This is a genomic window from Lentzea rhizosphaerae (genome assembly GCF_042649515.1).
GTDB lineage: Bacteria > Actinomycetota > Actinomycetes > Mycobacteriales > Pseudonocardiaceae > Lentzea > Lentzea aerocolonigenes.
Genome location: NZ_JBHRZI010000023.1, coordinates 317,537 through 330,367 on the forward strand (window position 1 = coordinate 317,537; position 12,831 = coordinate 330,367).

The 12,831-nt window shown below is 71.2% G+C and carries 9 protein-coding genes; 7 read left to right on the forward strand and 2 right to left on the reverse strand.

Features of this window, described 5'->3' with window-relative positions; genetic code table 11:
• Positions 1-12 precede the first annotated feature (12 nt).
• The 5 genes from pabB to ACFOWZ_RS28470 are packed head-to-tail and all read left to right on the forward strand — an operon-like array spanning position 13 to position 7,190.
• Positions 13-2,199 carry an aminodeoxychorismate synthase component I gene (gene pabB, locus ACFOWZ_RS28450; RefSeq protein WP_382376975.1) on the forward strand — a complete coding sequence of 729 codons (2,187 nt, stop codon included), beginning with the start codon at positions 13-15 and terminating at the stop codon, positions 2,197-2,199.
• Entirely contained in the window at positions 2,199-3,662 is a 1,464-nt protein-coding gene (locus tag ACFOWZ_RS28455; RefSeq protein ID WP_382376976.1) for an AMP-binding protein, read from the forward strand. The genes pabB and ACFOWZ_RS28455 overlap by 1 nt, the downstream gene beginning before the upstream one ends.
• A gap of 18 nt (positions 3,663-3,680) precedes the next feature.
• Positions 3,681-5,255 (forward strand): class I adenylate-forming enzyme family protein, encoded by a 1,575-nt coding sequence (locus tag ACFOWZ_RS28460; RefSeq protein ID WP_382376977.1) that lies wholly within the window; start codon positions 3,681-3,683, stop codon positions 5,253-5,255.
• Complete coding sequence (locus ACFOWZ_RS28465; RefSeq protein ID WP_382376978.1) at positions 5,248-6,447, forward strand: FAD-dependent monooxygenase; 1,200 nt, start codon at positions 5,248-5,250, stop codon at positions 6,445-6,447. The genes ACFOWZ_RS28460 and ACFOWZ_RS28465 overlap by 8 nt, the downstream gene beginning before the upstream one ends.
• Positions 6,447-7,190, forward strand: coding sequence for an aminotransferase class IV (locus ACFOWZ_RS28470; protein ID WP_382376979.1), 744 nt, complete (start codon positions 6,447-6,449; stop codon positions 7,188-7,190). The genes ACFOWZ_RS28465 and ACFOWZ_RS28470 overlap by 1 nt, the downstream gene beginning before the upstream one ends.
• On the opposite strand, the gene ACFOWZ_RS28475 is transcribed toward ACFOWZ_RS28470, so the two are convergent.
• Together ACFOWZ_RS28475 and ACFOWZ_RS28480 are read right to left on the reverse strand one after the other, a co-directional pair.
• Positions 7,185-7,661, reverse strand: a complete 477-nt coding sequence (locus ACFOWZ_RS28475) for a carboxymuconolactone decarboxylase family protein (RefSeq protein WP_382376980.1) — start codon at positions 7,659-7,661, stop codon at positions 7,185-7,187. The genes ACFOWZ_RS28470 and ACFOWZ_RS28475 overlap by 6 nt on opposite strands.
• A complete protein-coding gene (locus ACFOWZ_RS28480) occupies positions 7,625-8,857 on the reverse strand; it encodes a winged helix DNA-binding domain-containing protein (RefSeq protein WP_382376981.1) in 1,233 nt (410 codons plus the stop codon). The genes ACFOWZ_RS28475 and ACFOWZ_RS28480 overlap by 37 nt, the downstream gene beginning before the upstream one ends.
• A 104-nt stretch (positions 8,858-8,961) precedes the next feature.
• Between ACFOWZ_RS28480 and ACFOWZ_RS28485 the strand changes: the two genes are divergently transcribed.
• Both ACFOWZ_RS28485 and ACFOWZ_RS28490 read left to right on the forward strand, forming a co-directional pair.
• On the forward strand, positions 8,962-11,679 hold the full coding sequence (locus ACFOWZ_RS28485) for an AfsR/SARP family transcriptional regulator (protein ID WP_382376982.1): 2,718 nt from the start codon (positions 8,962-8,964) through the stop codon (positions 11,677-11,679).
• Positions 11,680-12,096: 417 nt separating this feature from the next.
• Positions 12,097-12,831: DUF222 domain-containing protein (locus ACFOWZ_RS28490; RefSeq protein ID WP_382376983.1), on the forward strand; the 735-nt coding region annotated here is incomplete at its 3' end.

Consider the following 12,831-nt stretch of genomic DNA (forward strand, 5'->3'; position numbering starts at 1 on the left):
GGAGCGTATTCAGTGCGGACTCTCCTGATCGACAACCACGACTCGTACACCTACAACCTGTTCCACCTCGTCGCGAGTGTGAACGGGGAAGACCCCCTGGTGCTGAGCAACGACGACCCGGCGCTCGGCAGGGTGTCGTTCGACGACGTGGACAACGTGGTGATCTCCCCTGGGCCCGGACGACCGGGCAGGAGCCGGGACCTCGCCGGGTCGACCAGGTTCCTGGACCAGGACGTGCTTCCGGTGCTCGGCGTGTGTCTCGGTCATCAGGGGCTCGGGTTCCAGGCAGGCGCACGGATCGCGCTGGCACCGCAGGCACGCCACGGCCACCCGACCGCCGTCACGCACGACGGTCGTGACCTGTTCGAGGGCATCCCTCAGGGGTTCACCGCGGTGCGCTACCACTCGTTGCACGTGCCCGAACCCCTGCCGCCGGACCTGGAGGCCACCGCCTGGGCGGAGGACGGCGTGCTGATGGGGCTGCGGCACCGGTCGCGGCCGCACTGGGGAGTGCAGTTCCACCCCGAGTCGATCCTCACCGAGCACGGAACGCGGCTGCTCGCGAACTTCCGCGGACTGTCCGAAAAGGCCAGACCGTCGATCACCGTGCGCGCTTCCCCGCAGCCGGCGGACGTCGAGGTTCCCGTCCAGCCCATCGGTCATCGGCTGCACACCGCCGTGTACCGCGGTGTCGTCGATCCCGAGCAGGTGTTCACGGAACTGCACTCGGCGTCGGAACGCGCGTTCTGGCTGGACGGCGCCGGTGCGGACGAACGCGGTGCGCGGTTCTCCTACCTGGGCGACGACACGGGCCCGCTCGCCGAGTACTGCAGCTACGACGTGCGGGCGGGCGTGGTGACGGTCGAACGCGCGGGCCGGCCGGCGACCAGGCTGCGCGAGGACGTCTTCACCTACCTGCGGCGCGGCCTGGCCGATCGCGCGCACTCCCAGCCGGACCTCCCGTTCGACTTCACCTGCGGCTGGGTCGGCTACTTCGGCTACGAGCTCAAGGCCGCGCTCGGCGGTCGTGCCGCCCACCGCAGCAGCACGCCGGACGCCGCGTGGCTGTTCGCCGACCGGGTGATCGTCATCGACCACGAGGAGCAGACGGCACATCTGCTGTGCCTGGCCGAGGACACGCCGGCGGCCCGCGACGAGGCCGCTGGCTGGCTCGACTCGACGCTCGCCTTCCTCTCGTCGCTGTCGGCGCACGAGGCACCGCCCGTCCGGTGGTGGCCGGAGGAGGAAGACGCCGTGGAGATCACCGAGCGCTGGCTGCTGCGCGAGGCGGAGGACTACCGCCTGGACGTCGTCGCCTGCCAGGAACAACTGCGCGCCGGCGAGAGCTACGAGATCTGCCTGACCACCGCCGTGGAGCTGCCCGCGACGTGCGAGTCCGCCGACTACTACCGCGTGCTGCGCCGGGTGAACCCCGCGCCGTACTCCGCCTACCTGCGTTTCGGCGAGGTGGACGTGGCCAGCTCTTCGCCGGAACGGTTCCTGCGCGTCGGCGCCGACGGCGTGGTCCAGGCCGAGCCGATCAAGGGCACCGCCGCCCGCGGCCAGACCCCTGACCAGGACGCCGCCCTGCGCGACGCCCTCGCCGAGGACCCGAAGACCCGCGCCGAGAACCTGATGATCGTCGACCTCCTGCGCAACGACCTGGGCCGCGTGTGCCAGGTCGGCACGGTGCACGTGCCGGAACTGATGGGGACGCGCACCTACCGGACCGTGCACCAGCTCGTGTCGACGGTGCGCGGCGACCTGAAGCCGGGCCTCGACGCGCTGGACGTGGTGCAGGCGTGCTTCCCCGGCGGGTCGATGACCGGAGCGCCCAAGGAACGCACGATGGAGATCATCGACGACCTGGAGCCGAGCGCCAGGGGCGTGTACTCCGGTGCGCTGGGTTACTTGAGCTGCAACGGATCCGCTGATCTGAGCATCGTCATCCGCACCGCGGTCTTCTCGTCCGGACGGGTGCGCATCGGCGCGGGCGGGGCGGTCGTGCTGGACTCCGATCCGGACGGCGAGTACCAGGAGATGCTGCTGAAGCTGGCCGCGCCGATGCGGGCGTACTGGAGCTCGGGCGCTCACCGTCCGGCCGCGGTGCTGTCCGCCGAGCCGCGCCTGCACCGGCGGGGCAGGCACCGCAGGCGTCGTCGCACCGCCCCCTTCGGCGCAGAGGTGGAGGCGGGCTGATGAACCGAACGTCCAACGCCTCCTCCTCTCTCTCCCGGCACGCCGACCGCGCCGGCTGGTCCTCCCGCCCCGCCTACCTGGTGGGCGACGAGACCTGGACCCACGGCCAGATCCACGACCTCGGCGCCCGAGCCGCCGGCGTTCTGCACGACCGCGGCATCACCCGCGGTGACCACGTGCTGCTCGCCGCCCCGGACGGCGTCGCCTGGGTCGTCGCCTTCCTCGCGATCACCCGTCTCGGCGCGGTGGCCGTGCTGGTGAACCCGGAGCTCACCGAGGCAGACCACCAGCTCCTCCAATCCGACTGCGGCGCCAAGGCCTGCATCACCGACGAAGCCCTCGAACAACGCTTCGAAGGCACGTGGATCGACGTCGACCACCTCCTCGACCAGGCCTGGACGACCTCGGCCGGGCCGGTCGCCGACGTGACCCCGGACAGTCCGCTCTACGTGCAGTACACCTCCGGCACCACCGGCCGGCCCAAGGGCGTCGTCCACGCGCACAAGGACCTAGCCCTGTACGGCACGTCGGTCGGGCGTGACGTCCTGCGCATCGGCATCGGCGACGTCGCGCTGTCGGTGTCGAAGATGTTCTGGGCCTACGGTTTCGGCAACGCGCTGGCGTTCCCGCTGCACTCCGGTTCGTCGGCGGTCCTCACCCCGCACCGGCCCGGCGCGGAGGAGATCGCCGGGCTCGTGGCCAGGCACCGGGTCAACCTGCTGTACTCCGTGCCCTCTTCCTACGCCGCACTGGTGTCCGCCAACAGCCGCGACGCGCTGACGTCCCTGCGTGCCGCCGTCTCGGCAGGCGAACCGCTGCCGGAGTCCCTCGGCACACTCCTGCGCGACGAGCTGGGAGTCGAGACGCTCGAGCAGATCGGCTCCACCGAGGCCGGACACGCCTTCTGCGCCAACAGGATCGGCGACAACACCCCCGGCACGCTCGGCCGTCCCGTGCCCGGCTGGGAGGTGCAGGTGCGGGACGAGCAGGGCTTCCCGGCCGAGGACGGCGAGCTGTGGGTGCGCGGGCCGACACTGTTCTCCCACTACCTCAACCAGCCAGAGCTCACCAGAACCACGCTGGTCGACGGTTGGCTGACGACCCACGACCGCGTCCGCCACAACGAGGACGGCACGCTCACCCACCTCGGCCGCACCGACGACATGGAGATGGTCGGCGGGATCTCGTTGTCCCCCTTGGAGATCGAACGCGTGCTGGCCGCGCATCCGCTGGTGCGCGAGGCCGCCGTGGCCGCGGTGCTCGACCACCACGACGCGTCACGTCTGCGGGCGTTCGTCGTTCCCGCGCACAACGCTCCGGGGCTGGAGGACGAACTCATCACCTGGACCCGGTCCCACCTCCCCTCGTTCAAGGTCCCGCGAACCGTGCGACTCGTCCAGAAACTCCCGAGGACCGCCACAGGCAAGCTGCGCCGGCACGTCGTGCGCACCGGATCCTGGTAACCCAGCAAGGAGCTTCCCGTGCAGCAAAAGCTTTTCTCCGGCAGCGGCTTCTACATCGGACAGATGTTCCGCGAGGCCGCGTCGCGTCACGGCGCCGTGCCCGTCGTCCTGGACCGTCCCCTGGACGTGGCTCCCGAGTCCGGGCTGCAGCACACCTACCGCTCCCTCGCCGACCTGGTGGACCGGCTGGCCGACCAGCTGTGGACCGCCGGGGTCCGGCCCGCGAGCCACGTCGCGATCCACAAGCGGGACAACGCGGACATCGCGCTGCTCGGCTGTGCCGCGGCACGCATCGGCGCGATCCCCGTCCTGCTGTCCCCCGGCCTGGACGCCGCGGCCGCGAGCATCCTGCTCGGCAGGCTCGACCGGCCGCTCCTGGTCACGGACGAGGCGACGCTGTCCCGCCTGGCCGCGCACACCGACATCGCCGCGCTGACCAGCAAGCGCGTCCTCGTCAACGGCGTCTTCCCCGGCGCCGTCACGCTCGACGGCCTGGAGGTGACCGGACGCGCCAGGCTCGTCCGGCTGCACCCCGACGAGCCCGCGATGATCACGCACAGCTCCGGCACCACCGACGTGCCGAAGCTCGCCGTGCACTGCGCCCGTGCGCTGTGGAACAGGCTGGTGCCGCAGAAGGCCATGGCGCTGCCCGTGCGCGGGGAGACCGCGGCCTTCTGCATGTCGTTCGTCCACTCGCGCTTCTACCACGCGCTCGGCACGTTCCTGTCCGGCGGAAGCCGCCTGCTGCTCCTGGTGGACCACGACCCCGCCTCGGTCGGCCCGTTGCTGGCGCGGTGGCAGCCCGGCGTCGTCGAGACGCACCCCAACACGTTCGTGCTGTGGGAAGACCTCGCGGACGCACCCGGCGCACCACTGCGCAACGTCCGTTGCTTCGGCAGCACCTTCGACGCCATCCACCCGCGCACCGTGCAACGGCTGCTCGGCGCGTCACGTCGGCGCGGCAAGTACCTCATGCAGCTCTACGGGCAGAGCGAGACCGGGCCCGTCGCCGTGCGCCTGTTCACCGAACGCGGCGCCGCCCGCAACGGCCGGCTCGTGGGCATCGGCATCCCCGGTTTCACCAAGGTCAGGATCACCGACGACTCCGGCGCCCCGGTGCCGCGCGGAACGGTCGGGCACATCGAGGCACGCACCCGCGGGCGGATCATCACCTACCAGGGCGCGCAGGACCGCTACGACGCACAGCTCAACGGCAGCTGGTGGCGCATGGGCGACATGGGCACCCGCAGCTGGTGGGGCGGCCTGAACCTGATCGACCGCGAGATCGACAGGATCGACGACGTGGACAGCAACCTCCGCATCGAGGACGTGCTGATGTCCCGCCTCGACGAACTGCGCGAGGTGGTCGTCGTCCCCGGCGCGGACGGTGTCGCGGTACCCGTGGTCTGCACCCGCACCGGCGCACCGCTGGCACAGGCGCGCTGGCGCAGTGCCACGGCCGACCTCCCGGCACTGGCCACGCCGCAGCAGTGGGCGTTCGACGACCTGCCGAGGACGTCGACGTGGAAGATCAAGCGGGTGGCGCTCGCCCAGCTGATCGCCGCCGGGGACAGCGCGGTGGCTCATGGCTGACGAGGTCCCGGTGATCGTGGTGGGCGCCGGACCGGTCGGGCTCTTCGCCGCACTGGCCCTGCGCGCTCACCACGTCCCCGTCGTCCTGCTCGAAGCCGACCCGGCCGAACGGCACCGCACCGGCAGCCGCGCCCTCTACGTCCACGGGAAGTCGTTGACACTGCTGGAATCCACCAGCGAGGGACTCGGAGCGGAGCTGGCGTCCGAGGGTGTGCTGTGGAACGTCCGCCGCACGCTGTTCCGCGGGAAAGAGGTGTACGCGCGGGAGTTCCCGCCGCACGATCCCACCCGCGGCCTGCCTCCGTTCACGAGCCTGCGCCAGAGCGAGACCGAGCGGATACTGCTGAACGCCTGCGCACGAGCGGGCGTGGACGTGAGGTGGAACCACCCCGTGACCGAGGTCGTCACGCATCCCGGTGGCGTCACGGTCGCCACGGCCGACGGCGCGACCTGGTCGGGCAGCCACGTCGTCGGAGCCGACGGCGCCAGGTCGACCGTGCGCAAGTGCACGGGGACCGCGCTGGACGGCTCGGCCGCGGACGGTTTCCACGTCGTGGTCGACGTCGCCGACGAGCCGGGTGTGGCTCCGAGCCTGGAACGGATCATGCACTACGAGCACCCGGCCGCGGACGGCCGCGGCGTGCTCGTCGTGCCCTACGCCAAGGGTTTCCAGGTCGACGTGCAGAGCCGGGACAGCGACTCGGCCGACGTTCTCGCCTCACCCGAGGAAGTGCGGCGGTGGCTGCCCGAGCTGATCGGGCCGACCGCTCCCGAACGCATCACCGCGATCTCGGTCTACCGGTTCCTGCAGCTGATCGCCGACGACTTCACCGACCCGCACCACCGGATCCTCCTCGTGGGCGAAGCCGCCCACCTGTTCCCGCCCTTCGGCGCACGCGGCATGAACAGCGGCTTCGTCGACGCACACGCCGCGGCGGAAGCGATCGCGACAGGCCGTCTGTTCCCCACGGCCAACGCCGAGACCGTCACCGCGTTCGCCGCGTCGAGGCGTGAGGCGGCGGAGGTCAACAGCGCCGCCGCCGGCGCGGCACTGCGGCACCTGAGGCCACCCAGCACGGCGGCACGGTTGCGGCGCAGGGCGGCGGCCTCGCTGGCGCCCGTGGTGCCACGACTCGGCGAGTGGCTGGAACACGCCCCCTACGGACCGCGCGCGGCACTGGCGAGGCACTGATGACGACAGAGGACACTCCCCTGCTGGTGGCCGACTCCTGGCTCGTGCTGGACGGATCGGTGCGGTCGCTGGAGCGGCACGTCGGCAGGTTCACGCGATCCTGCCTGGAGGTCGGCGCCGTCACGGCGGAGCAGCTCGACGGGTTCTGGCGCGAGACGATCTCCGTCCTGCCGCGCACCGGCGCGTGGTTCCCGCGGGTGGAGCTCGCCGGCGACCCGGCGACGTTGCGGCTGCGGATCCGTCCGGCGCCCCCGCGCGGCGAACACGTGCGCGTGTGGGTGCCGGACACGCCCGACCACCGGCGCAGTCCGGCACGCAAGGGACCGGATCTCCAGTCGCTGACCGCGTTGCGGGCCGAGGCGGAGAAGCACGGCGCCCAGGAGGCGTTGCTGCGCACGGCGGACGGTGTCGTCGTCGAAGCCGCGAGCTCGTCGGTGTTGTGGTGGGAGGACGACGTCCTGTGCTCGCCACCCGAGGAGATTCCAGCGCTGCCGGGAACGACCGCCGGACTCGTGCTGGACCTGGCCGCCTCGCTCGGAGTCCGGACGGCGAGGCGCGCACGTCGCGTCGACGAGCTGGCCGGTCGGGAGGTGTGGCTGCTCAACGCGCTGCACGGCATCCGCCTGGTGACCGAGCTGATCGGCTGCGGCACGACTCCCGGCAGCGGCGCGCACTTCACGTCCTGGCGGGAGCGGGTCGAACGGCTGCGCACGCCGCTGGACCCGCCCCCGAGCGGGCTATGACTGGGAGTTCGGGGGCACCATGCGGGTGCTGATCGCGATGCGGTTGTAGGCGTTGATGACGGTGCAGACCCAGATCAGCGCGGCGACGCCCTCGTCGCCGAACTCGGTGGCGGCGGCCCGGTACACCTCGTCCGGCACCCGGCCGTCGTGCACCAGGGTGATCGCCTCGGCCAGCGCGAGCGCGGACTTCTCCCGCGCGTCGAACAACGTCGACGTCTTCCAGGCGAACAGCGCGTCGAGCCGTTGCGGCGCCTCGCCACCGGTCCTCGCGTCGCGGGCGTGCAGGTCGATGCAGAACTCGCACCCGTTGATCTGGGAGACGCGCAGGCGCAGCAGTTCGAGCAGCTGGTCGGGCAGTCCGGCGCGAGCCGCGTTGCCCGCGGCCGCGAGGTGCAGAGCCCGCATCCCGGCGGACACGTCCGGGGTGACCGACTTCAGGTTGACCCGCGGCTCACTCGTGATGGTCGACATACCTCAACTCTAGCGGAGTTTTCACTCTTTTCCTTGCTGCACAACAGAATTCTTCGTTGTTTCCACTGTGGACACAGCGCTCCGAGCGCTGCCCAGAACGAACACGTCAGCAGCTCGCGGCCTTCCCTCTCCAGCGCTTCCTGGTCCGCCGCGGACACCTCGGTGAACGGTTCGACGACGAGCGTGTGGCCGTCCTTGTTCTTGTCCAGCCGCCAGATCCCCTGCAGCAGTCCGCCGATCAGCAGGTTCCCGCGCAGCACACCGCCCCGCACGGTCATCATCAGCCCGTGCTCGCGTGACCACTCCGCGAACGACCGGCCCTCCGGGATGATCCGGTCCCGTTCGACGTGGGAGAGGAAGACGTTGTCGAACTCGGGCAGGAACCTCGGCGGCGCCGGGACGTCCGGATCCGGCAGCTCGGCCTCCGGCACGTCGAACAGCTCTTTCCCGCTCTCGTCCAGGTACGTGCGCAGCTGCGGCCGCATCCGGTCGAAGATCTCGCTCAGCCTGGTCAGCCCGCACCACGCCTGCGCGTCGGCCACGCTCGCCGGCCCGAAGGCCGCCAGGTACCGCAGGATCATGCGCTCCAGCGACGGCTCCGGGTCGACCGGCCTGCCGAGCCACGTCCGTGCGGCCGCGTGGGTGGTGCGACCGGTGCCGCCCCACGTGCCGCGCGGCGGGATCTGCACCAGCGGCGCGAGGTTGCGCACCGCGTAGGCGAGGGTGTCGGGTTTGCGGTCCGGCCAGCGCTCGTGCAGCGCCTTGCCGAGCTCGCTCGGAGTGCGCGGCCGTTCGTCGAGCAGTGCGAGACCGTGCTCGACGACGGCGTCGAGGTCGAGGCCCTGGACGACCTTCTTGTGGCTGGAGTTCTGGTAGAGGTCCCGGTCGAGGACCGGCTGCACCAGCGGGCGCAGCGTCAGGCAGTCCTGCGCGGTCACGAGGTGGATCGTCGACCTCATCAGCGCGGTGCGCACCAGCTCGCGTTCCGTGACCATTGTGGACAGTGGTGCCGGCCGGTACGACTCCAGCCGCGACCACAGCGCGACGTACGGTCCGACCGGGATCTGCGCGTGCAGGCCCACCAGGTGCTCGACCACGTCCCTTTCGGGCAGATCTCGTCTTTCCAGCAGGTGCTGCCGCGACAGCAGGGCCCGGTTGAGAACGCGGGTGCTCAGCCGCGTCGGTGCCGCGTTCATGCCGTCGATCCTTCCACAGGATTTCCGCGAATCCGCTCGACGGCGGCGGCGCCACCACTATCCTCCGGCGGCGGTGCGCGAGGATCGGAGGAGCCATCGGCGGGGTGAGCGTGCGGTTGCTGGGGCCGCTCGAGGTCTGGCGGGACGGCCGCGCGGTGAGCCTGGGCGGTGTCAAGCAGCGCAGCCTGCTCGCGCACCTCGCGCTGCACGCGAACACCGGCGTCTCGCTCGACGGGCTGGTCGAGGCGCTCTGGCCGGTGTCCCGGCCGCGGTCGGTGGTGTCGAACGTCCGCACGTACGTCTGGCAGCTGCGGCAACTGCTCGACGAGCGCCTGCGCACCCACGGCACCGGCTACGTGCTGGACGTGGCGCCGCAGGAGCTCGACGCGTTGCTGTTCGACGAGGTGGTGGCCGACGCGCGACGGCGGCCTGATGCCGCGCTGGAGTTGTTGCGGCAGGCCGAATCCCTCTGGCGCGGACGACCGTTGGAGGACCTGCCCGGCCACGACGCGTGGGCACCCGCCATCGCGCGGCTGGAGGAGGCCCGTCTCGCCGCGACGGAGCAACGGCTCGCGTTGCAGGTGGCGCAGGGTGAGGGGGCGGCCGCGATCCCGCAGCTGCGCGCGTTGCTGGCGGAGCACCCGTACCGGGAGAGCGTGTGCGGGCAGCTCGTGGTCGCGTTGCAGCAGGAGAACAGGCGTGCCGAGGCGCTGCAGGTCTACGCGGACATGCGCGAACGGCTGGCCGGCGAGCTCGGACTGGAGCCGGGACCGGCGTTGCGGGAGGCCCAGCTCGCGGTGCTGCGGGACGAGCCGGCGGGCGCACCGATCCGCCAGCTGCCACCGTCGGTGTCCGATTTCTGCGGTCGTGCGCAGGAGGTCGAGGCGCTCGTGGCGGCGTTGCGGCGCGGTTCGGTGTCCGCGCCGGTCGCGGGCGTGACCGGCGCTCCCGGTGTCGGCAAGTCGACGCTCGCGATCCGGGTGGCGCACCAGGTCGGGGACCACTTCCCGGACGGTCAGCTGTACGTCGACCTCGGCGGCACGTCCGAGCACCCGCGCGACGCGAGCGACGTGCTCACGGAACTGTTGCACGCCTTCGGGATCACCGGCGCCGGCCTGCCCTCGCAGCTCGCGGCCCGTGCCGCGCTCTACCGCTCCCGCCTGGCCGGGCGGCGGGTGCTGGTGGTGCTCGACGACGCCGCCTCGGTGAGCCAGGTCGTGCCGCTGCTCCCTGCCGACTCCGGCTGCGCGGTCCTGGTGACGAGCAGACGCAGGCTGTCCGAGCTGCCCGGCGCGGTCCAGGTGGAGCTGCACCCGTTCGAGCCCGGGGAGGCCGTCGAGCTGCTCGCCGGCATCGCGGGTGAGGACCGCGTCAGCGCCCAGCCGGACGAGGCCGCGGCGATCGCGCTGGCGTGCGGGCACCTCCCGCTGGCGATCCGGGTGGCGGGTGCACGGCTGGCCGGCCGCAGCGGGTGGTCGATGCAGGTCCTGCGGGAACGGCTGGTCGACGAGTCGACGCGGTTGCGCGAGCTGAGCTCGGGCGAGCTGGCGGTGCGGGCGAGCTTCGACCTGAGTGTCCGGCAACTCACCGCCCAGGAGTTCGACGCGTTCGTGCGACTGTCGTTGCTGGGACCGCACGACTTCCCGGGTTGGGTCGTCGAGACGTTGCTCGACGAGCCGGGCAGCGAACACCTCCTCGACGGACTGGTCGACGCCAACCTGCTCGAGTCCTGCGGCGCCGACGGCATCGGGCAGCCGCGGTATCGGCTGCACGACCTGTTGCGGTGCCACGCCTTGGAACTCGCCGGCTCGTTGCCCGACGCGCTCGAACGGACGTTGCGGGCGTGGCTGTGGCTGGCAGTCACGGCGGCGCACCGGTTGCCGGTCACGTTCGGCACGACGATCGCCGCGGTCGACCGGGTGCGCGCGCCCGAACACCTGCTGGCCGACCCGGTCGCGTGGTTCGAGGCGGAACGGCGGACGTTGTGCGGGGCGGTCGACGTCGCGGCGGCCGCGGGGCTCGACGAGCTGGCGTGGCAGCTCGCGGCGGCCTGCGTGCCGTTCTTCGACCTGCACAGCCACTACGAGGACTGGGCCCGCACGCACACGCGGGCGTTGCAGTGCGTTCGCGCGGCGGGCAACCGGGCGGGAGAGGCGGCATTGCTGCGCGGCCTCGCCCAGGTGCACATCTACCGCAACGAGTTCTCCGAAGCCGAACGCGGAATGCTTGCGGCACAAGAGCTTTATCGGGTGGTCGGAGACGAGCGCGGTGAGGGCACCGCGGTCGCCGGAATCGGTGTGGTGCACCGGCTGCGGGCGGAGTACGAGCGCTCGATGGACTTCTACGTCGAGGCGTTGCGACTCCTGGAGTCCGCGGGTGACCTGCACTCCGTCGCACACGTGCGGGCGTCGATCGGTGCGGTTTTCGGCGCACTCGGCTCGCTGGAGGAGGCGCGGGAGTGGCTCACCGACGCCCGGCAGCTGGCCGCCGATCTCGGTGACGCACACCGGGAAGCGCTCGTGCTGGTCCGGCTCTCGGCGCTGTACCGCAGCACCGGCGAACACGAGGAGGAACTGGTCAGCGCGCGCCGGGCGGTGACGATCCTGATGGGCCTCACCGACGAGCGGTGCACGGCGTTCGCCCAGGTCGAGCTGGCCGAGGCGCTGCTGTCGAACGGCCATCCGCAGGCGGCGCACGACCTGGTGCAGCAGGCGTTGGAGACGTACCGCCGCACGGGCAACAGGGAAGGCGAACCCGCCGCGCTGCGCACGTTGGCGCGCGCAGCGGGGGCGTTGTCGCGGCCTGGAACGCTGGCCGTGTGACTCCGCTCAGCGTGACACCGCCCCGGTTTTGCAGGGGGAGAACGTGTCGCCTTGCGTCGTGGTCACGTGGGTCAAATGACGAGCCGGGTCATTTCATCGCCGCTTCGCGACGATTGCGATTGGGGCTTGACTTCGGGACCCTTGCGAGGCGCTGTGTCGGGCGGAAAAGGTCGGATGCTCCGCACCCGCCCGATCCGAAAAGGCTAGCACCTCGCTCCCAAAGTCAAGCCCCAATCGCACGCGTGCGTGGTCGCGTTGGGTTGTTCGGCTCACGCCATTACCGCTTACCCGATGACGCATTGCCCTGTACGGATCGCCTTCGGCATCGCGTTCCCAGTGGGGTCGGGCGGGTGATTCACTCGATTGCGTTCGACATTTCCCGTTATCTTGTTGTGATCTTGCGGTAGAGTAGAACACGTGATCGAAACCCGACTCCTCTCCACCGACGAGCTGCTGAGCAGTCTCGTCGACGAGGTGACGGAAATCCGGGTCCGTGAAAATACCGCGTTGCAGATCGTCGCCGAGTTGGATCGGCGTGGAGCCGCGAGCGAACTCGGGTACAGGAATCTGCCGCAGGTGCTGCGGCACGTCGTCCGCTGGGATCTGCACGTCGCCACACGGTGGATCGACACCGCCTTGTTGCTGACCGGCGAGATCACCCCGACCGGCAGCGAACTCGCCCCGGTGCTTCCGCTCACGGCGCAGGCGGTGGCCGAGGGCGCGTTGTCGGTCGAGCACGTCGCGGCGGTGGCCGCGGTCATGAAGACCGTGCCCGCCGAGCACGAGGCGACCGTGGTGGGCTACGCCCGCACCTTCGAGCCCCGCACCGTGCGCACCCTGGGCGGGAAACTCGCCTACTCCCTCTACCAGGACGACCCCGAGCCCCGCGACCCCGAACCCGTGCCGCCGCCTGCGAACGAGCACTTGATGCAGTGGAAGAACGGGCGGCTGGAGATCCGCGCGAAGCTGGACAAGGTCACCGGCGCCAAGTACGAGGCGCTGCTCGATCCCTTGGCCAAGCCGCGCCCGGACACCGGCGAGGGCCCGGACCCGCGCACCCGCTCCCAACGCGAAGGCGACGCCCTGGCCGAGCTGATCGAGCTGATGCTGCGCGCCGACCAGCTGCCCGAACACGGCGGCGAGCCGGTCACG